Here is an 18,935-nt window from a genome sequence, read left to right as displayed (position 1 = left end):
TGGTCGCGGCACGCCGCGACCCTACATTTTTATAATTTATCTTATTTCCACAATGGCGAAGGATATTCACCCTTATCGGCCAATTCTTTCAACTTGGCCACTACCGTAGGACGGTCTTCGGCATAAGTTACTCCGAACCACTTCGAGGGCGTATCCAGAACCTTCACATCGGCAGTACCGTTGGAAATCAACTGATCAACCATCAGGGGAATGAAATATTCCGATTTGATGTTCTGTTGATTTAGTTCGAGGAACTTGATGAAATAGTTTTCCGAATAGCTAAAATAATCGGGCGTAAATCCCCACATATTCATAGATACGGGTGCATTTTCGGGCAGTTCGTACCAATAATTTTCGGCATCTTTGTATTTAATTACGCCATCTACTCTTTCGATGTGTGTGCGTTCGACAACGCTTTCCAGAAAGCCTTCTTTGTTTGCCTGGCATACGCCACGGGCTACCGATCCGCTTTCCGAAAGCGTATTCTTCAACCTGTAACCAACCATGCAATAATGATTTTTCTTGCCTTCGATCTCTTTCAGGAAATCGGCTATGATGGCAAAACTTTCTCTTCCGTAGAAATCGTCCGCATTTATCACGGCAAACGGTTCTTTAATCACGTCCTTACCCATCAGCACGGCATGATTTGTACCCCAAGGCTTAACCCTGTCGGGATGCAGGCTGAAGCCATCCGGCAAATAGTGCAGCTCCTGATATACCACCTCTACGGGAACATGATTTTCGTATTTTGATATGATTTTCTCGCGGAACTCCTTATCAAAAGATTCCCGTATCACAAATACAACTTTCCCAAATCCACCCCTAAGAGCGTCATAAATCGAATAATCCATGATTGTTTCCCCATTTGGACCAAGTCCATCCAGCTGTTTCAGGCCGCCATAACGGCTTCCCATTCCTGCTGCTAATACAAAAAGCGTTGGTTTCATCTCTATTACTTCAATTTTAAATTTTCAAATAAACTGCAAAGGTAAATTTTTTATAAAGAACCTTTCAAGAGATTTTTATTTTTTTTTCAACAATCGTAAAAGAACCGAATTTTGAGAAAGAATATTCAACTTTTGTCTAAAAAACAGGGCAAACGCATGAAAAATGTTAGAGCCACTGTTACGGATGAGATTCCTCCCTTTGGTCGGAATGACTCGCCTATTGGCGCTTTAAAGGAGTAGGAAGTGGCGGCGAAGCCGCCACTTCCTACTCCCCTCTCCCCAAAAGGAGACCGTCATTCCGACCAAAGGGAGGAATCTCCTGCTCATATCAGCAACTTTTTACCGAAAGGCATAAGCAGTAAAATTGTTCATGCGTTTGTATTGCTAAAAAAAAATGATTTAATCGAATCAAAAGTTTATTTTTTTATTGCCAAATCCGTTATTATATGTTAACTTCGCCACCGAGAGCAATTTATAAACCTAACATCACTATTATGAAAAAGTTAAGCTATATATTTTTGTGCTGTTTTTTTGCGTCTCTGATTTTGTCATCCTGCCGTGATAATGACGATTCGCCACAGAACATTGTTGAAACAAAAATTCCATTGTATTACAAGGACATCACAACAGCCGATGCCGATACAGTACATTACGAAGCCGTGAAAATAGGCGAATACCTGTGGATGAACCGGAATTTCAATCATTTTACCGAAACAGAGGTAACGCGTGCACAACTTAACAAAGTATTAACGGAATACAGGCTTAATCCGAATGACTTTCAGGTGAATATAGATGATTTCAATAAATATTTCGGCCAGTATTACAGTCAGGCTTACATCGACCATTTGAATAGATTCGGCTACTTTTATGAAGGAAAAGAACGCAAATTATATTTGGATAGCGATAACCGGTCGGAGTGGAAATTTGCGTCCAAGGCCGACTTCAGGCAATTATTCGCCATGTGTGGCGATGCTTCGGAATATGCCGTGCGCATTGCTTTAACCTGCAAGCCATACGAAAATCCGGCAGCAATACCCGTACCCGGAACCTACTGGATCAGTCGGCTTAACACCAATAAATACGGCTTTAATGCCATGCCGGGAGGAGCAAGACACCATGCAGCCGACGAATGGGGTACTTGCTTTGGAGAAAATGATTGCCCTACATTTCAAAATAAAAAAGGCGATTTCTATATTTTTATCATGACAACAAAGTGGGCTGCCTCCGACGGTAGTGTTACCATTCACGATTATGTTGATACCAGTGGCGGAAAACTGTGGCACCTGCAAAATGTGCGTTGGTGCCGCAAACTGAGAGACGAAGAATTGGGTTATAAACTTTATATTAAGGCCAATAACCTTAGTTCGTCCGAATGGACGGCTATTGCAAACCAATACAAAGCCGCGCCAACCGATTATATCGCCGAAACCGGCTTCGTAAGTAAAATACAAGCTGGCGTTATAAAATCGAATAACGTCGATATTAAAAAGATAGCTATCGGAGAAAATGCACCCAACGACTATGTTGAATTGCGCAAAGGGTATATTCGCGGATTTTATGTGCAATACATTCTCAACGTAGCGCAACCATCAAGAAATGTCCCCCAGATTATTGATATGGCAAAAGGATTAATATAGGAACATACCGGAGGGTATGTTCCCCTTTAAACCATGGCTAAAGCATGAAACTATGAGCAAGAGATTCCTCCCTTTGGTCGGAATGACTGTCTCCTTTTTGGGAGAGGGGATGAGGAAGCGCCAATAGGCGAGTCATTCCGACCAAAGGGAGGAATCTCATCCGTAATAGTAGCGCTAAATTTTTTCATGTGTTTGCCCTACCCTTTAAACGCTCAATGATCGGCATCCAACATAGAATCCTTATAGCCAAGGAAGTACAATATGCCGTCGAGACCTACTGTCGATAGCGATTGTTTGGCGTTTGCCTTTACTTTGGGTTTGGCATGGAAGGCTATTCCGAGGCCTGCTGCTGCCAGCATGGGCAAATCGTTGGCTCCATCTCCTACGGCTACGGTTTGGCGTATATCTGCTTTTTCGACCTGTGCTATTAATCTCAGCAACTCGGCTTTCCGTTTACCATCGACAATATCGCCCACATAATTTCCGGTAAGTTTGCCGTCAACTATTTCCAGCTCGTTGGCATAAACATAATCGAAGCCATATTTTTCTTTCAGGTGATTACCGAAGTAAGTGAATCCCCCCGACAGGATGGCAATTTTATAGCCACTCTTCTTCAATATGCGAATCAACCTGACCATCCCTTCCGTTATCGGCAGATTTTCGGCTATTTCTTTCAGTACCGATTCATCCAAACCTTTCAGTAAACCAACCCGTTTCTTGAAACTTTCGGAAAAATCAATCTCGCCTCTCATGGCCGATTCGGTAATTGCTTTCACTTGGTTGCCTACCCCGGCCCTTTCGGCCAGTTCGTCAATTACTTCTGTCTGGATAAGGGTCGAGTCCATATCGAAACATATCACCCGGCGCATCCGGCGATACATGCTTTCTTCCTGAAAGGCAATGTCAATTGAGTGTTTGGACGAAAGATCCATAAGCGTCTTACGCACCGCTTCTACATCAACAACTCCCCTCACCGACAGTTCGATGCAGGAACGCTTTGCACGCGAACACTCGTCAAGAGGTATGCGTCCGGTCAGGCGGGTAATGCTTTCTATATTGAATTTATTTTCAAACAGGGCATCCGTAACAAGGGCTATCTGAGCCGGTTTGAGTTCACGGCCAAGCATTGTTACGATGTAGCGGTTTTTTCCTTGCTTGTTCACCCAATCCGAGTATTCGGCTTTGCTAAGCGGGGTGAATCGAATAATCAGCCCCAGTTCTGTTGTCTTGAAGAGCAACTCTTTGAGTATATCTCCCGATGTCGATATTTTTGCTTCAATCAAAATTGCCAGCGATAAAGAATGGTGAATATTAGCCTGTCCAATATCCAGTATATTGGCATCGTATTTCGCTAAAATCCCTGTTAAAGCTGTCGTTACACCGGGTTTATCTTCTCCTGACAAGTTTACTAATATTATTTCAGTTGATTCCATATTTTTATATTAGAATGTTTGATAAATGTAATAATTTTCGAGGCAAATATTTTGTGGTTCAAAAAATATCTTGTATCTTCGCCACCGGAAATATAACGATTGTATAACTATTGCGTGTTTGTTGCGGGTTGTACAGTCGTTTTTTCTATTGCAGTTATGCAATACTGAATTCTTTCGCTGCTTCCGCGTAGAACCCCTATTGTTAATTTTATTTCTCCAAAAGATGCTTTATTGTGTTGCATTATGATAATATCAGAAAAACGACTTTGCTTTTTATTTCCTTCTTTTGGTTTTGTGTAGGTTTTGACTTCCGCAAGTTCCAATACCTCCGTTAGGTAAGTAACTGCGAGTATCGATTTGTAGCTTCTCGCTGCTTTTTCAGCCGTTTCTTGAATTGATAAAAATTTGACATAAATAAATGCTTCTAAATCAGTATTATATACACGTTTTTCGAGATTTTTGGCATTCCGCTGCGCGTAAAAATCTTTGATAAATTTTTCGCGAACCTGAATTTCCGCTCTTGTCCGTCCTTGCGGGATTTTTGGGTAAACAGTCATATACTTCTGTTAATAGCATACTGTTTATAATAACGATAACAACTTTCTTTCCGCTTCTTCAACGACCTGCACATCAAATTGATCTTCAATCTGTTGTTTCAATAACTTTATTTGCTCGTTGTATAAGTTTCCGATACTGCCCTGATGGGTGTGCCTGACTGTTTTGTCGGGCGAAAAATGGCCGTTTTCAATATCAAGTCCCACCTTTTTATAGGCATCTCGAAAAGGCATTCCGTTCAGTACCAGCTTATTGACTTCCTCCACGCTGAATATGTAAAGGTATTTATCGTCTTTCAGGATGTTTTCGTTCACCTGAATGCTGTTCATCATTCTTCCGGCCATTGTTATGCAATCGTTGAGTTCCTCGAACGAAGGCAGAAACAGCTCCTTAACAATCTGTAAATCGCGGAAATAGCCCGATGGCAGATTGTTTACAATTAAGGTGATTTCAACAGGTAAGCCCTGCAACTTGTTGCACTTTGCCCGCGTGAGTTCAAATACATCAGGATTTTTTTTGTGAGGCATAATGCTCGACCCGGTAGTGTATTCATCGGGAAGCTTAATAAATCCGAAGTTCTGGCTATTGAATAAACAGGCGTCATAAGCCAGTTTTGACAAGGTAGCTGCAATGCTTGCAATGGCAAACGATACGGTTTTTTCCATTTTTCCGCGTCCCATTTGCGCATACACTACGTTGTAGTCGAGGCTGTCGAAGCCAAGCAAATCGGTCGTCGTCTGGCGGTTTAAGGGAAACGAAGAGCCGTATCCGGCAGCCGAGCCCAAGGGATTGCGGTTGCATATTTTATAGGCCGCCAAAAGCAGTTGCAAATCGTCAACCAAACTTTCGGCATAAGCGCCAAACCACAAGCCAAACGACGATGGCATGGCTATTTGCAAATGCGTGTAGCCGGGCATTAAGACCTGTTTGTAACGTTCGCTCTGAGACAGCAAAATATCCACCAGTTCCGATACCGATTGAAGCAGCACGTGAATTTGCTCGCGCGTAAACAACTTCAAATCCAGCAAAACCTGATCGTTTCTCGACCGTCCGCTGTGTATTTTTTTGCCTACATCGCCCAGTTTCCGGGTCAGCAGTAACTCAACCTGCGAGTGTACATCTTCAATGCCTTCTTCTATCACAAACCGGCCTTCCACAACCAACTTGTAGATAGCTTGAAGTTCGGCATACAACAGTTTCAACTCGTCTTTTGTCAATAACCCTATCGACTCCAGCATGATGATATGCGCCATGGATCCCAGCACATCGTGCTTTGCCAAGTATATGTCCATCTCACGGTCGCGTCCGACAGTAAATTTTTCGATGTCTTTATTGACCTGTATATTTTTTTCCCAAAGTTTCATATCTGTATGTGGGGCTTATTTTTCGTCAAGCGCTTTATCGTAAGGTATTGATGCAATTATATCCGCAATTCTATCCACAGCCTGTTGCAAGGGTTTGGAGACCATCGGTTTAAGGAAAACATTCAAATCGGCCTTGACGGTCAACTTCATTTTCGTTTCGCCTGCTGTTACGTGTTTCAACTGAATCCACAGATTGAGGGCAAACGGAACCTGTTCGGCTTCAAACTTGATGGTTGAATGAGGTTCGCGGCTGACAATGTTGAACTTAATGCTTCCAACAGGGTCAACCGATACGGAACAGGAATCCTGATCGTACGAAAAATCCTTGATTTGGTCCTGTGGTATCTTGTCCTTAATCTTATCCAGATTCCGCAGGTCGGACAATACCTGATATACATCGGAATTGGTATGGGGTATGGTTTTTATTTCGCTAACAAATTCGGTCATGATTAAAGCTAATGTGAATAATTAGACTAATATGAATAATGTGCCAATGCGAATAATTAGGAGATTGCGGGTCGAAGCCCGCAATGACAGTATTTTTTATTCTCGCTTCGCGCCAATTGGCATATTATTCTCATTGGCACATTATTCTCATTATTTAAATTTTATTTCCAATCAGCAGGCGAATTACGCCATTCCTGTAGGGTTAACAAATCTTCCTCGGCAATGTATTCGATGTTTAAAGCTTCCTGCAAAACTGCATCGTAATTGGTCAAGGTTTTAAGCGCCACTTTTGCTTTCTCAAACTTTTCGGCAGCTATGGGGAATCCGTAGGTGAATATCGCCGCCATTCCCACCACTTCCGAACCATCGTTACGGATGGCTTCCACGGCTTTCAGGCTGCTGCTACCGGTGGACACAAGGTCTTCAATCACAACAACTTTGCTCTTTGGCTTTAAATCTCCTTCTATCAGGTTTTCCAAGCCATGGTCTTTAGGTGTTGACCGTATATACACAAACGGCAATCCCAATGCATCGGCTACAATAGCGCCCGGCGCAATGGCTCCGGTAGCCACTCCGGCCACGGCATCCGCTTCGCCAAAATGCTCCAAAATCAACCGGCTTAATTCTATTTTTACGAAATTACGGATTGTTGGGTACGACAACAACTTCCTGTTATCGCAATATATCGGCGACTTCCAGCCCGAAGCCCAGGTGAAAGGATTGGATGGTTGCAATTTAATAGCTCTGATTCTTAGTAGTTTATCTGCTGTTAGTTTTTCTAAAGAGTTCATAATATCCTGTTTTATATATTTCTGAGTTGGCTACAAAGATACGTTATAAACTGAAAAGTGAAAAGTGAAATTGAAAAATAAATGTGCCAATATGCCAATTGGCCTATTATTCCGGCTTTTGTCATTTTCTTTTGTTTTTTAATCCTTTATTTTCTTCGCTTTTCATTCTACGTTCTACTTTTCAATAATTTCTGCACGCCTTGTTTGCACAGCAAAATAACTCTGGGCAAAAGCTATTTGTTCTTTTTTACTATCGCCATTTTGTGCAATCAAGTAGCAGGCATAACGTGTGAGAAGTATGTCATCTATCAGATGTTGAGCGCCTTTACCCGCTTCTATCACCTTCCCGACATCAGGAAAGTGATCGGATATTTCCTGCCCTGCATTTACGCAAGATTCTTTAGCTTTGTCTATTACTTTGGAGAAATTTTCCCACTTCGTATAGCCCAATAAAGCTTGCAATTCTCTTGCACTCCAACATTCTACGCCTTCGTATTCCGAAGAGGCTTGTTCAAATTTTCCAAATAATGTGTTTATTTCCGTTGATTTCATATCATATTCAATTATCCTGCAAATTTAACAAAAACTGCTTTGCTACACAGCAATTCTGCAACCATGTTATGAACAAAATCTGTAACTTCCCGAATAAATATATTTTCAATCTCAAACTATATGCTTATATTTGTATTGGAAAAGTTTTTAGAAACTGATGAATGAAAATTATTTGTGTAGGATTAAATTACCAGGCGCATAATAAAGAGATGAACAGCCCGTTATCCGATAAGGATGGCGACCCTGTTTTGTTTCTGAAACCCGATTCGGCCTTATTAAAAGATGGAAAGCCTTTTTATATACCGGATTTTTCGAACGAAATACATTACGAAACAGAATTGGTTATAAAAATAAACCGCTTGGGGAAAAATATCGCCGAACGTTTTGCTCAGCGTTATTACGATGAAATTACGGTAGGCATAGATTTTACGGCGCGCGATTTACAAAGCAGACTGAAAGAGAATGGATGGCCTTGGGAATTATCGAAAGGATTCGACAACTCTGCGGCATTGGGTACATTTATCCCGAAAGATACGTTTCGGAAAGAACCCAATTCTCTCAATTTTTCGTTAATGAAAAACGGGGTACGCGTCCAAAATACCAATACGGCAGAAATGACGCATTCGATAGACAAAATAATAGCCTTTGCCAGCCATTTTTTCACCTTGAAAATCGGCGACCTGATATACACGGGAACTCCGGCAGGCGTTGGCAGGGTTGAGGCGGGCGACCATTTGGAAGGTTTTATTGAAGGGCGGAAATTATTAGACTTTTTTATACGATAAAGTAGATATACACAATACATTACAGAACGGATATGACATTTTACGCGATGAAACAACAAGTAGCTTTACCTCTGATTCTGGTTGCATTGTTGCTATTTATACCGAAGCAGGCAAGAGCGCAATCGAACGGCGGCAATTACACTCAAAATTCCGTTCTCTCAAGCGGAAACTGGATGAAGGTGAAAGTAGGTTCTACCGGAATATACAAACTGAGCTATTCCGACCTGATAAACATGGGCATATCCGAGCCAAAAAATGTGCAGGTATATGGCTACGGCGGTTGGATACTGGATGAAGATTTCACCCAGCCATACATCGACGACCTGCCTCAGGTGGCTATATGGATGAGTAAACCCCGATCCGAGTTTGGAGAGGGAGACTATATTCTGTTTTATGCAAAAGGAGACATCAAATGGGCGTATGACCAGAGTAAAAAAGAATTTGTACATACACAAAATCCCTATTCGTCAGATTCCTACTATTTTATAACCGAATCGGAAGACGGCCCCCTGTTGATGACCGAAGCTACGCCAACCGGTACGGCAGCAGTTACGGTATCTACTTTCTCGGATTACTATTTACACGAGAAAGAACTAATCAACATAGAAAAAACCGGTCGTGAATTTTACGGCGAAGACTTCCTGAGTACCAAGTCGCAGAATTTCGATTGGGTATTGCAGGGCGCTACGTCCGCACCGGCCATACTCCGGTATAGTTTTATTGCAAAGGCGCCGGCAGCAACCTACAATGCCTACCTTAATTTAACCTACAACAATGTTCCCCTCAAAAAAAGCAAGCTTCCGTTCAGTAGCGCCAACAAGGCCGACGAAATCAACGATACGCTTGTAATAAAGAATCTGGCCGGGAATGCTACATTAAACCTTACTTATACAGCCGGAGGAGGCGACAGCCACGTTCACCTGAACTATCTGAGACTGGAATACGAACGCTACCTGAAACCTTATGGAAGCGTAACACTTTTCCGAAGTAAAGTCCTCAATTCGCAGCTCGGCTTTAAAATAGCGGGAGCTTCCGATAAAATGCTGTTGTTTGACGTAACTAAACCGGAGATTCCGCAAAAAATCAACGCCAGTTTATCGGGCTCGGAAATGTCATTCACGGCCTCCAACAGCGCTATTAGAGAATATGCTTTGGTCGATACCAATTCGAGCGACATCCCTAGCCCTAGCCTTGTCGGACAGGTAGAGAATCAGAATTTGCATTCGCTGGCTCCCAAAGAAATGGTCATCATTGTGAGCGCTTACTTAAAAAATTATGCCGGACAATTGGCTCAGATTCACAACGACGAATCGGGCATGGAATCAATAATTGTTACATCCGAAGATATATACAACGAATTTTCGTCCGGAAAGCCGGATGTAACGGCCTACCGGCGATTTCTTAAAATGTTTTACGACCGGAATAAAAGTACTGCGCCACAATACCTCTTGCTCTTTGGAGACGGCGCCTACGACAACCGTTTTTTGGGAAATCCCTGGAGCGAATTGCAGAAGAAGACCATGTTGCTGACCTATCAAACGGTTAATTCCTTAACCGAAGAAAGCTCGTTGGTAACCGACGATTATATCGGATTTTTAGACAATAACGAAGCGGGAATCGTATCTATAAACAACAGTGTGTTGGATATAGGAATCGGACGGTTGCCCGTGCAATCGGAAACCGAAGCACGCAATGCTGTTAATAAAATAAAAAACTACATCGAAAATAAGGACAAAGGCCTTTGGAAAAACAACATTGCATTCTATGCCGATGACCTGATTGCAGGAACAGTATCGAATGAGAGCTTTCACTGTGCGCAATCGGACGGATTTGCGGAAACTATCAAAGGAAAATACCCCGAGTTTATTGTAAACAAAATATATCAGGACAATTACGAACGGGTGGCAACACCTGCCGGTGCGAGGTGCCCCGATGCAACCAAAGAATTTAAGAACAAACTAAATTCGGGATTGCTGGTGATGAACTACGTTGGACACGGTTCCACAAGAGATTGGACACACGAATTTGTACTGACTTTTGAGGATGTTCAAAAAATGAACAACAAGCGCTTGCCGCTTTGGATTACAGCCACCTGCGATTTTAGCCGCTTCGATGACTACGTAACATCTGCCGGAGAAATGGCTTTCCTGAATCCGAACGGTGGAGCCATCGCCTTGATTTCAACAACGCGCATTGTGTTGTCGGTATTCAACGAAATGCTGGACAGAAGCGTACTGAATCATATTTTTGAAAAGAAAAACAACAAGCCGTTGCGTTTGGGCGACATTTTGCGTAGCGCTAAAATAGACTTGGGCAGCCAACAAAACAAACTCAAATTCACCTTATTAGGCGACCCCGCATTGCGATTGTCGTACCCGGGAGACGCCTACCACGTAAGAATAGATGAAGTGAATGGGCTGAACGCTTCCGATGCCAACATCAAGATACAGGCGCTGGCCAGTAACAGAATAAAAGGCGTGATTGTGAACTCAAATGATGAAGTTGTAACCGATTTTACGGGCAACCTGGATGCAGTGATATTCGACAACGAACTGGAACTGAAAACGCGCGGAAATAAACTGGCGACTGTAACGGCTGATATGTCCATCACCTACAAAGACTATCCCAATACCATTTATTCGGGTAGTACACCCATTACCAACGGGGCATTCACCATTGATTTTGTTACGCCCATTGATATTCTATATACCAGCGGTTCGGGCAAAATGAGTTTTTATGCTTCCGGCAACAACGGAAAAGAAGCGCAGGGATCCTTCCTCAATTACAAGGTTGGAGGCAGGTTTAACGGAACCGAAGAAACGAATTCGCCGGTGATAAGACAGCTATATTTGAATAAAGACGATTTTCAACCGGGCGATAAAGTCGGTATGTCGCCGGTGTTTTATGCCGAAATATACGATGATACCGGCATTAACCTCTCAAACGCCATCGGGCACAATATATCGCTTACCATTGACGGTCTGAAATCGTACAACCTCTCGTCCGGCTTCGTGAGCAAAGAACCGGCTGCCGGAGAAACAGGCGCTTTGGGAAGCGTCAGTTTTACGATTCCCGACCTGACGGAAGGCAAGCATACACTGCAATTCAAGGCTTGGGACGTATTTAATAATTCGACAACAGAGACTATTGAATTTGAATCGGTCGCAGAACAGAAACCCAGGCTGTTCAAATTCAAGATACAAGGAAATCCGGCGGAAACAGCTACCGGATTTATCTTCTATTCCGACCTGACGGACTCCAATGTCGATCTTAAATACGAAGTGTATTCATCGACCGGCGCATTGCAATGGAGCCACGAAGAAGCAGGCGTTATAGATTATTCGGAGGGCTACCATTATCAGTACGATTTGACGGCATCTGATGCTTCCAAGTTGCAGCCGGGTGTGTATATATGCCGGATGAGCGTAAGTGTGAATGGGAAAGTAAGAGCCTCTGAATCTGAAAAATTAGTTGTTCTCGAACAATAAAAAGAGGGTTATAGAGTTTATAGGAACAGGTTAGGACTGCGAAATTTTCCCAATCAAACTCTTGTTGTATCAAATTATAATGAAGCTATATTATATGAGACAATGTTTGTCAAACAATAAGTTCTTCCTCTTTCTGGTTGCATTGCTGCTGTTTATACCCAAACCGGCAAGGGCGCAATCGAACGGAGACCGCTATGCTCAAAACTCGGTTCTCTCGAGCGGGAATTGGATGAAAGTGAAAGTAGGTTCTACCGGAATATACAAGTTGAGCTATTCCGATTTGAAAAACATGGGCATATCCGAACCCAAAAACGTGCAGGTGCATGGTTACGGCGGTTGGGTACTGGATGAAGATTTCACCTTGCCTTACACCGACGACCTGCCCCAGGTGGCTATATGGATGAGCAAACCCAGAGCCGATTTCGGACAGGGGGACTATATTCTGTTTTATGCAAAGGGAGACCTCAAATGGACATACAATCAGAGCAGGAAGGAATTTGAACGAACACAAAATCCGTATTCATCCGAGTCTTATTATTTTATAACCGAATCGGAAGAGGGTCCCTTGTTAATGACCGAAGCCACGCCAACCGGCACGGCAGCGGTTACGGTATCTACTTTTACGGATTACTATCTGCACGAAAAAGAACTGGTTAACATCGAAAAAACAGGTCGTGAATATTACGGGGAAAACTTTCTAGCGCTCAAATCGCAGAATTTCGATGTGAAGCTGCAAGGCATTGCACCCGCACCGGCCACGCTCCGCTACAATTTTATCTCAAAGTTATCGGGAAGCGCTGTCAAAGCCTACCTCGATATAAAGTACAACAACGTCAATCTTAAACAAAATAAGGTTCCTTTCGGCGGTGGCATATCCGATGAAATCAACGATACGGTTACCATCAGGAACCTGACCGGGAACGGCGTCATAAACCTCACTTATACAGTAGGAAACCTCAGCGATAAGTTTGTTTATCTGAATTACCTGAAACTGGAATACGAACGCTACCTGAAACCTTACGGGGGCGTAACACTCTTCCGAAGCAAGGCGCTGAATTCGCAGCTAGGCTTTAAAATAGCGGAAGCCTCCGATAAAGTGCTGCTGTTTGATGTAACCCAAGCGGCGAATCCGCAAAAAATCAACGCCAACCTGTCAGGCTCGGAAATGACTTTCACGGCATCGAACGCCAGTATCAGGGAATATGCGCTGGTGAATACCAGTTCGAGCGACATACCTACCCCCAGCCTTGTCGGAAAAGTGGAAAATCAGAACCTGCATTCGCTGGAACCCAAAGAAATGGTGATTATTGTGAGGCCATTCCTGAAAAAATACGCCGAACAACTGGCCGGAATTCACTACGATGACTCAGGCCTGGAATCGCTGATTGTTACTCCCGAAGATATATACAACGAGTTTTCGTCCGGCAAACCGGATGTAACGGCTTACCGGCGATTTCTTAAAATGTTTTACGACCGGGACAAGAATACCGCTCCCCAGTACCTGATGCTATTCGGAAATGGGACTTACGACAACCGTTTTCTGGAAAACCCTTGGAGCGAATCGCAAAAAAAGTCATTGCTGCTGACCTATCAAACAGCCAATTCATTAACCGAAAGCGCTTCGCTGGTAACCGACGACTACATCGGATTTTTGGATGACAATGAAGTGCAAACCGCAGCGGCGCTAAGCAGCGGCGTATTGGACATAGGCATCGGACGACTGCCCGTGCGCTCGGAAATAGAAGCGCGTAATGCAGTAGATAAAATAAAAAGCTACATCGAAAATAAAGACAGGGGCCTTTGGAAAAACAACATTGCCTTTTATGCCGATGATGCTATTTCGGGAGGTACAATCTCCAATGAGACAGTACATTGTACACAATCGGATAGATTTGCGGAGACCATTAAAAGGGAAAACCCCGAATTTGTTGTAAACAAAATCTATCAGGACAGTTACGAAAGGATTATCACATCCAATGGCGCGAGGTATCCCGATGCATCCAAAGAATTGATGAACAAACTCAATTCGGGATTACTGATGCTGAACTACGTTGGTCATGGTTCGCCGAGGTCTTGGACACACGAATACATATTGAATTTGGAAGATGTTCAAAATCTGAGCAATAAACATTTGCCGCTTTGGATTACGGCCACCTGCGATTACAGCCGGTTCGACGATTATACCACATCCTCCGGTGAAGCCGCTTTTCTGAATCCGAAAGGTGGAGCCATCGCTTTGATTTCGACTACGCGCGTTGTTTATTCCGACTACAACGAACGGTTGAACAGGAGCGTACTCAACCATATTTTTGAAAAGAAAAACAACAAGCCCGTGCGTTTAGGCGATATTTTGCGTAGCGCTAAAATAGAATTGCCCGGAGGGGGAATTGGAGAAAATAAACTGAAGTTTGTATTACTGGGCGACCCGGCGCTGCGATTGTCTTATCCGGGAGATGAATACCGCGTAAGAATAGACGAAGTGAACGGTCAGGATGCTTCCGGCAATAACATCCGAATACAGGCTTTGGCCAAGAATAAAATACAGGGCGTGATTGTGAACACGGAAGGCGAAGTTGTAACCGATTTCACCGGCAAACTGGATGCCGTGATATTCGACAGCGAACTGGACCTGAAAACACGCGGAAATAAACTGGCGAGCGAATCGGATGATGTATCCGTAGCCTACAAAGACTTTGTAAATACCATCTTTTCGGGCAATACACCTATCACCAATGGCGAGTTTTCCATTGATTTTGTTACGCCTATTGATATTCTATACACCAATGGCTCGGGCAAAATGAGCTTTTATGCTTCCGGCAACAGCGGAAAAGAAGCCCAGGGTTCGTTCCTCAATTACACGGTTGGAGGCCGGTTTAACGGCGCTGATGAAAAAAATTCACCGGTGATACGTCAGCTCTACCTGAACAAGGCCGATTTCCAATCGGGCGATAAAGTGAATATGACGCCGATGTTCTATGCCGAAATATACGATGATACCGGCATTAACCTCTCAAACGCCATCGGACACAATATATCGGTTATAATAGACGGTCTGAAATCGTACAACCTGTCATCCGCCTTCTCGGGCAAGGAACTGAATGCCGGTGAAACAGGCGCTTTGGGAAGCATCAACTTTATGATTCCCGATCTGACGGAAGGCAAGCATACGCTGCAATTCAGGGTTTGGGATGTGTTCAACAACTCATCTACGGCAAGTGTTGAATTTGAATCGGTAATAGACTATAAACCAACCATCTTCAAGTTCGAGATACAAGGAAATCCGGCAAAAGAATCAACCAGCTTTGTCTTCTATTCCGACTTGTCGGGCTCGAATGTGGTAGTTAAATACGAAGTTTACTCCTTAACCGGAGCCTTGCAATGGAGCCACGAAGAAACAGGCGCCGTGGATTATACAAGCGGTTACGGTTATCAGTGGGATTTGACGGCATCCAATGGTCGCCGATTGCAACCGGGTATGTATATATGCCGGATGAGCGTGAGTGTGAACGGGAAAGTAAGAAGCTATAAATCCGAAAAATTAATCGTTCTCGGACAATAAAAAAGAGCTTACAGAGTTTATAAGAACAGATATTTATTAATCAGATTTTGAATAATGAGGACAATCAATAAACGGTTTTTCATACTAAGTATATTTATAGCGCTATCATCCTATGCTATCTCTCAGATAGAGAGCAACAAGGATTTTAATCCCATATTTACAGGGGCGCCTTCTTTAACAATCGCTCCCGAAGCCCGTGGTGGTGGGATGGGCGATATTGGTACCGCTACGCTTCCCGATGTTTATTCGCAACACTGGAATCCGGCAAAGTATGCCTTTGTAGGAAGTAACGCCGGTGTGGGATTGTCTTATACGCCTTGGTTAAGGAAGTTGGTAAACGACATTGCGCTGATTTATGTTTCGGGATTCTACAAGTTTGGCGAAGAACAAGATCAGGCAGTGAGCGGTTCGATACGCTATTTTTCGTTGGGAGATGTTCCGGTAACTACCTTTGATGGCGATTTCCTGCGAAACGTTCGTCCGATGGAAATGGCCATTGACGTAGCTTACTCCCGCAAATTATCGGAAACATTCGCCGGAAGCGTCGCCCTCCGGTATATACGGACAGATTACACCACCGGATCGGACGAAACATCGCAAAGTCCCGGAAATGCTTATGCAGCCGATATTTCGGGGTACAACGAATCGTATGTGATGGTTGGAGAGGTTGAAAGTTTATTGGGCTTAGGGTTCAATATTTCCAACATCGGCTCAAAAATATCGCAGGATGGCGGAGAATACAGCCAGTTTTTGCCGACAACCTTGCGGCTGGGAGGCTCGTTAACTTATCCCTTGGACGATTATAACACGCTGGCTTTTAATCTTGACGTAAGCAAACTCTTGGTGCCCACCCCGCCCATAATGGAAGACGGCGAAGAACGCAGCGCCTTTGATAAAAGACAAGAAGAATACCGCGAAAGCTCGGCCATCAGCGGAATATTCAAGTCCTTTGGCGATGCCCCCGGCGGAATTAGCGAAGAAGTAAAAGAAATTATGTGGTCGGCAGGTATGGAATATACCTACAACAACCAGTTCTCGATACGTGGCGGCTACTTCAACGAAAGCGAAATGAAGGGAAACCGCAAGTATTTCTCTTTCGGAGCAGGACTTAAAATGAATGTTTTTCAGATAGATGCCTCTTACCTGGTGGCCACAGCCGCTCAAAACCCATTAGACCAAACCATCAGGTTCTCTATTGGCTTCGAGATGGAAGGGCTGAAGAATCTGTTTAGATAAACACAATGGGAATAATGTGAATAATGTGCCAATGAGAATAATAGGAATAACAAGTTAGGAGATTGCGGGTCGGAACCCGCAATGACAGATTTTTTTGTCGCTTTGCGCCAATTAGTACATTAAATATTTTGTCATTCCGGGCTCCGACCCGCAATCTCCTAACAAAACTAATTAGCCTCATTATTCACATTATTCTAAATTGTAAAATTATGAAAATCCGTGTAGGTTTTGGATACGATGTACATCGCTTGTCGGAAGAGCGGGAGTTGTGGCTGGGCGGTATAAAAATACCTCACGACAGGGGGCTGCTCGGGCATTCGGATGCCGATGTGTTGATACATGCCATTTGCGATGCCATTCTGGGTGCGGCAAACATGCGCGACATCGGCTTTCATTTTCCCGACAATGCCGGTGAATACAAAAATATCGACAGCAAAATATTACTGGCCAAAACCTGCGACATCGTAAGCAAAGAGGGTTACACAATCGGCAATATTGATGCGACAATATGCGCCGAAAGACCCAAAATAAACCCGCATATTCCCGAAATGCAAAAAGTGATGGCCAAAATACTGCACATTGATGCAGGCGATATATCCATAAAAGCAACAACTTCCGAGAAGATGGGTTTTGTGGGCAAGGAAGAAGGATTTGCGGCTTATGCAGTAGCTTTAATCGAAAAAGCATGAACACCGACAGGCATATAACCTGTACGGCTGACGGTTCGCATACGCTCTATATTCCCGGTATAGACGAGCATTACCACTCGGTGAACGGCGCTATACAAGAATCGACTCAGGTTTTTATAAATGCCGGACTACAGCAACTTTCCCTCGAAAAAACAGCTGTTCTCGAAGTCGGCTTCGGCGCCGGATTAAATGCCTATCTTACTGCTTTGTATGCCGGTCGATTGGCTAAAAAAATCTCATACACCGCCTTTGAACTCTATCCGCTTGAGGCCGACCTGATCAAACAACTCAATTATCCATTCATCCATTCGGCAGGGAACGCCGGTTTATTCGACAAAATACATGCAGCAGACTGGAATAAGGCTGTTTTTATCGAACCGCATTTCTGCCTGAAAAAAATACTGGCCGATATAAACGACTTCGCCGGACTAACCGAAGATGAGACTTTCGATTTGGTTTACTACGATGCTTTTTCACCCGATAAACAGCCGGAAATGTGGACGCAGGCTATTTTCGATTACCTCCACAAACACACCAATAGCGGAGGCTTGCTTGTTACCTATTGTGCCAAAGGCGTTGTCCGCAGGATGTTGCAAACAGCTGGTTTTGTGGTAGAAAGGCTGCCCGGCCCTCCCGGAAAAAGAGAAATGTTGAGGGCCTCGAAGATATAATTGTCAGAGACAGGCGCTTTTTCCCCAGGGCAAACGCATGAAAAAAAGTCCGTAAGGTTAAGGCTGAAAGCCTTTAATAACGGCTATACTCTACAAGCATTTTCATGCGTTTGCCCTAACTTTTCCCCGATTTTTATTGTAAGTTCGCTTTTATTTCACTATTATTGCACGTGCATCGGCATTGTACAACAATTGTTTACACCTTATCAAAAAGTAAAATGAAGTCAAAGGCTTTATTAATTGTCGCGTCCATCCTGTTATTGTCCTGCTCGGGTGGCAAGCTAACACCGGAAAAAACGGAACAACCCGAAGGAATAACTGTGCCCCTGCGAAAAGACAAAACGCCCGTGGCTAACTCCGGCAGGTCGTTTGCCGCAGGTCCTCAAGCCATAGTTTACAAAACGGTCAAAGATTACACCAACAATGTGCCCGTAATTATGGATGGGAGTAAAACAACAATCGTCTCCTACCCAGCCCCATCGGATATTTACTACAACGGTAAGCTGGCGAAACCAAGCCCATTAAAAAATGGTTATTTGCTGGATAACAGAGGTATTAACGAAAATACCGTTTTCCTGAAATATACCTACGAAGAATACAGTCAGCTAAAAGAAGCCCCCTCAATGCAGGAAATGCTGTCGAAGATTACGGATAAATACCCACTGGCCGAATTAATCGATTGCGGATTGCGCAGCCAGTACAAGGATGAAATAAATGAACTAAACCGATTGATAGATAAAGGATTCAAATGTGAATAATGAGACTAATATGCCAATCTCCT

General features: G+C 43.6%; 17 protein-coding genes and 1 pseudogene. 10 read left to right on the top strand and 8 right to left on the bottom strand.

Annotation, left to right across the window (positions count from 1 at the left end):
• Window positions 1-41: 41 nt before the first annotated feature.
• Window positions 42-947 (bottom strand): glycosyltransferase family protein, encoded by a 906-nt coding sequence (locus tag ACYPWY_RS03240; RefSeq protein WP_459683999.1) that lies wholly within the window; start codon window positions 945-947, stop codon window positions 42-44.
• Between the two features lie 111 nt (window positions 948-1,058).
• On the opposite strand from ACYPWY_RS03240, the gene ACYPWY_RS03235 reads away from it, so the two are divergent.
• Genes ACYPWY_RS03235 through ACYPWY_RS03225 form a run of 3 tightly spaced genes read left to right on the top strand, consistent with a single transcriptional unit; the run spans window position 1,059 to window position 2,584 of the window.
• Entirely contained in the window at window positions 1,059-1,187 is a 129-nt protein-coding gene (locus tag ACYPWY_RS03235) for a hypothetical protein (RefSeq protein ID WP_459683998.1), read from the top strand.
• Between the two features lie 3 nt (window positions 1,188-1,190).
• Complete coding sequence (locus tag ACYPWY_RS03230) at window positions 1,191-1,400, top strand: hypothetical protein (protein WP_459683997.1); 210 nt, start codon at window positions 1,191-1,193, stop codon at window positions 1,398-1,400.
• 41 nt (window positions 1,401-1,441) lie between these two features.
• On the top strand, window positions 1,442-2,584 hold the full coding sequence (locus ACYPWY_RS03225; protein ID WP_459683996.1) for a hypothetical protein: 1,143 nt from the start codon (window positions 1,442-1,444) through the stop codon (window positions 2,582-2,584).
• Window positions 2,585-2,621: 37 nt separating this feature from the next.
• Here ACYPWY_RS03225 and ACYPWY_RS03220 read toward each other — a convergent pair whose 3' ends face one another.
• The 7 genes and pseudogenes from ACYPWY_RS03220 to ACYPWY_RS03190 form a co-directional block, all read right to left on the bottom strand.
• Entirely contained in the window at window positions 2,622-2,744 is a 123-nt protein-coding gene (locus tag ACYPWY_RS03220; protein WP_459683995.1) for a hypothetical protein, read from the bottom strand.
• Between the two features lie 52 nt (window positions 2,745-2,796).
• Entirely contained in the window at window positions 2,797-4,017 is a 1,221-nt protein-coding gene (gene serB, locus ACYPWY_RS03215) for a phosphoserine phosphatase SerB (RefSeq protein ID WP_459683994.1), read from the bottom strand.
• A 107-nt stretch (window positions 4,018-4,124) separates the two neighbouring features.
• The gene (locus ACYPWY_RS03210) at window positions 4,125-4,574 is read right to left on the bottom strand and encodes a hypothetical protein (RefSeq protein WP_459683993.1); all 450 of its coding nucleotides are present in this window, start codon (window positions 4,572-4,574) and stop codon (window positions 4,125-4,127) included.
• Window positions 4,575-4,598: 24 nt separating this feature from the next.
• A complete protein-coding gene (gene argH / locus ACYPWY_RS03205) occupies window positions 4,599-5,936 on the bottom strand; it encodes an argininosuccinate lyase (protein ID WP_459683992.1) in 1,338 nt (445 codons plus the stop codon).
• Between the two features lie 15 nt (window positions 5,937-5,951).
• Entirely contained in the window at window positions 5,952-6,383 is a 432-nt protein-coding gene (locus tag ACYPWY_RS03200; RefSeq protein WP_459683991.1) for an SRPBCC family protein, read from the bottom strand.
• Window positions 6,384-6,544: 161 nt separating this feature from the next.
• The gene (pyrE, locus tag ACYPWY_RS03195; protein ID WP_459683990.1) at window positions 6,545-7,174 is read right to left on the bottom strand and encodes an orotate phosphoribosyltransferase; all 630 of its coding nucleotides are present in this window, start codon (window positions 7,172-7,174) and stop codon (window positions 6,545-6,547) included.
• A 177-nt stretch (window positions 7,175-7,351) separates the two neighbouring features.
• Window positions 7,352-7,726, bottom strand: a pseudogene (locus ACYPWY_RS03190) (BRO family protein); the annotation flags it as partial.
• Window positions 7,727-7,887: 161 nt separating this feature from the next.
• Between ACYPWY_RS03190 and ACYPWY_RS03185 the strand changes: the two are divergent.
• From ACYPWY_RS03185 to ACYPWY_RS03155, 7 genes are all read left to right on the top strand, one after another.
• Window positions 7,888-8,511, top strand: coding sequence for a fumarylacetoacetate hydrolase family protein (locus ACYPWY_RS03185; RefSeq protein ID WP_459683989.1), 624 nt, complete (start codon window positions 7,888-7,890; stop codon window positions 8,509-8,511).
• A gap of 47 nt (window positions 8,512-8,558) precedes the next feature.
• Window positions 8,559-11,999: a type IX secretion system sortase PorU gene (gene porU / locus ACYPWY_RS03180; RefSeq protein ID WP_459683988.1), complete on the top strand. Its 3,441-nt coding sequence runs from the start codon at window positions 8,559-8,561 to the stop codon at window positions 11,997-11,999.
• A gap of 94 nt (window positions 12,000-12,093) precedes the next feature.
• Window positions 12,094-15,558, top strand: coding sequence for a type IX secretion system sortase PorU (gene porU, locus ACYPWY_RS03175; RefSeq protein ID WP_459683987.1), 3,465 nt, complete (start codon window positions 12,094-12,096; stop codon window positions 15,556-15,558).
• A 54-nt stretch (window positions 15,559-15,612) separates the two neighbouring features.
• Window positions 15,613-16,794: a type IX secretion system outer membrane channel protein PorV gene (porV, locus tag ACYPWY_RS03170; protein ID WP_459683986.1), complete on the top strand. Its 1,182-nt coding sequence runs from the start codon at window positions 15,613-15,615 to the stop codon at window positions 16,792-16,794.
• A 209-nt stretch (window positions 16,795-17,003) separates the two neighbouring features.
• A complete protein-coding gene (ispF, locus tag ACYPWY_RS03165) occupies window positions 17,004-17,483 on the top strand; it encodes a 2-C-methyl-D-erythritol 2,4-cyclodiphosphate synthase (RefSeq protein ID WP_459683985.1) in 480 nt (159 codons plus the stop codon).
• Window positions 17,480-18,154 carry a tRNA (5-methylaminomethyl-2-thiouridine)(34)-methyltransferase MnmC2 gene (mnmC2, locus tag ACYPWY_RS03160; RefSeq protein WP_459683984.1) on the top strand — a complete coding sequence of 225 codons (675 nt, stop codon included), beginning with the start codon at window positions 17,480-17,482 and terminating at the stop codon, window positions 18,152-18,154. Before ispF ends, mnmC2 begins: the two co-directional genes overlap by 4 nt.
• Before the next feature lie 218 nt (window positions 18,155-18,372).
• On the top strand, window positions 18,373-18,912 hold the full coding sequence (locus ACYPWY_RS03155) for a hypothetical protein (protein WP_459683983.1): 540 nt from the start codon (window positions 18,373-18,375) through the stop codon (window positions 18,910-18,912).
• Window positions 18,913-18,935: the final 23 nt, after the last annotated feature.

This window comes from Viscerimonas tarda (genome assembly GCF_054601255.1).
This window is presented reverse-complemented; position numbering and strand designations above follow the sequence as displayed.

Excerpts from the sequence above, each read along its gene's own strand:
- ACYPWY_RS03225 (WP_459683996.1), top strand. The coding sequence starts at position 1,442 with ATGAAAAAGTTAAGCTATATATTTTTGTGCTGTTTTTTTGCGTCTCTG.
- serB (WP_459683994.1), bottom strand. The coding sequence starts at position 4,017 with ATGGAATCAACTGAAATAATATTAGTAAACTTGTCAGGAGAAGATAAA.
- porU (WP_459683987.1), top strand. The coding sequence starts at position 12,094 with ATGAGACAATGTTTGTCAAACAATAAGTTCTTCCTCTTTCTGGTTGCA.
- ACYPWY_RS03185 (WP_459683989.1), top strand. The coding sequence starts at position 7,888 with ATGAAAATTATTTGTGTAGGATTAAATTACCAGGCGCATAATAAAGAG.
- ACYPWY_RS03200 (WP_459683991.1), bottom strand. The coding sequence starts at position 6,383 with ATGACCGAATTTGTTAGCGAAATAAAAACCATACCCCATACCAATTCC.
- porV (WP_459683986.1), top strand. The coding sequence starts at position 15,613 with ATGAGGACAATCAATAAACGGTTTTTCATACTAAGTATATTTATAGCG.
- ACYPWY_RS03155 (WP_459683983.1), top strand. The coding sequence starts at position 18,373 with ATGAAGTCAAAGGCTTTATTAATTGTCGCGTCCATCCTGTTATTGTCC.
- ACYPWY_RS03210 (WP_459683993.1), bottom strand. The coding sequence starts at position 4,574 with ATGACTGTTTACCCAAAAATCCCGCAAGGACGGACAAGAGCGGAAATT.
- ACYPWY_RS03220 (WP_459683995.1), bottom strand. The coding sequence starts at position 2,744 with ATGAGATTCCTCCCTTTGGTCGGAATGACTCGCCTATTGGCGCTTCCT.
- ispF (WP_459683985.1), top strand. The coding sequence starts at position 17,004 with ATGAAAATCCGTGTAGGTTTTGGATACGATGTACATCGCTTGTCGGAA.
- argH (WP_459683992.1), bottom strand. The coding sequence starts at position 5,936 with ATGAAACTTTGGGAAAAAAATATACAGGTCAATAAAGACATCGAAAAA.
- porU (WP_459683988.1), top strand. The coding sequence starts at position 8,559 with ATGAAACAACAAGTAGCTTTACCTCTGATTCTGGTTGCATTGTTGCTA.
- pyrE (WP_459683990.1), bottom strand. The coding sequence starts at position 7,174 with ATGAACTCTTTAGAAAAACTAACAGCAGATAAACTACTAAGAATCAGA.
- ACYPWY_RS03240 (WP_459683999.1), bottom strand. The coding sequence starts at position 947 with ATGAAACCAACGCTTTTTGTATTAGCAGCAGGAATGGGAAGCCGTTAT.
- mnmC2 (WP_459683984.1), top strand. The coding sequence starts at position 17,480 with ATGAACACCGACAGGCATATAACCTGTACGGCTGACGGTTCGCATACG.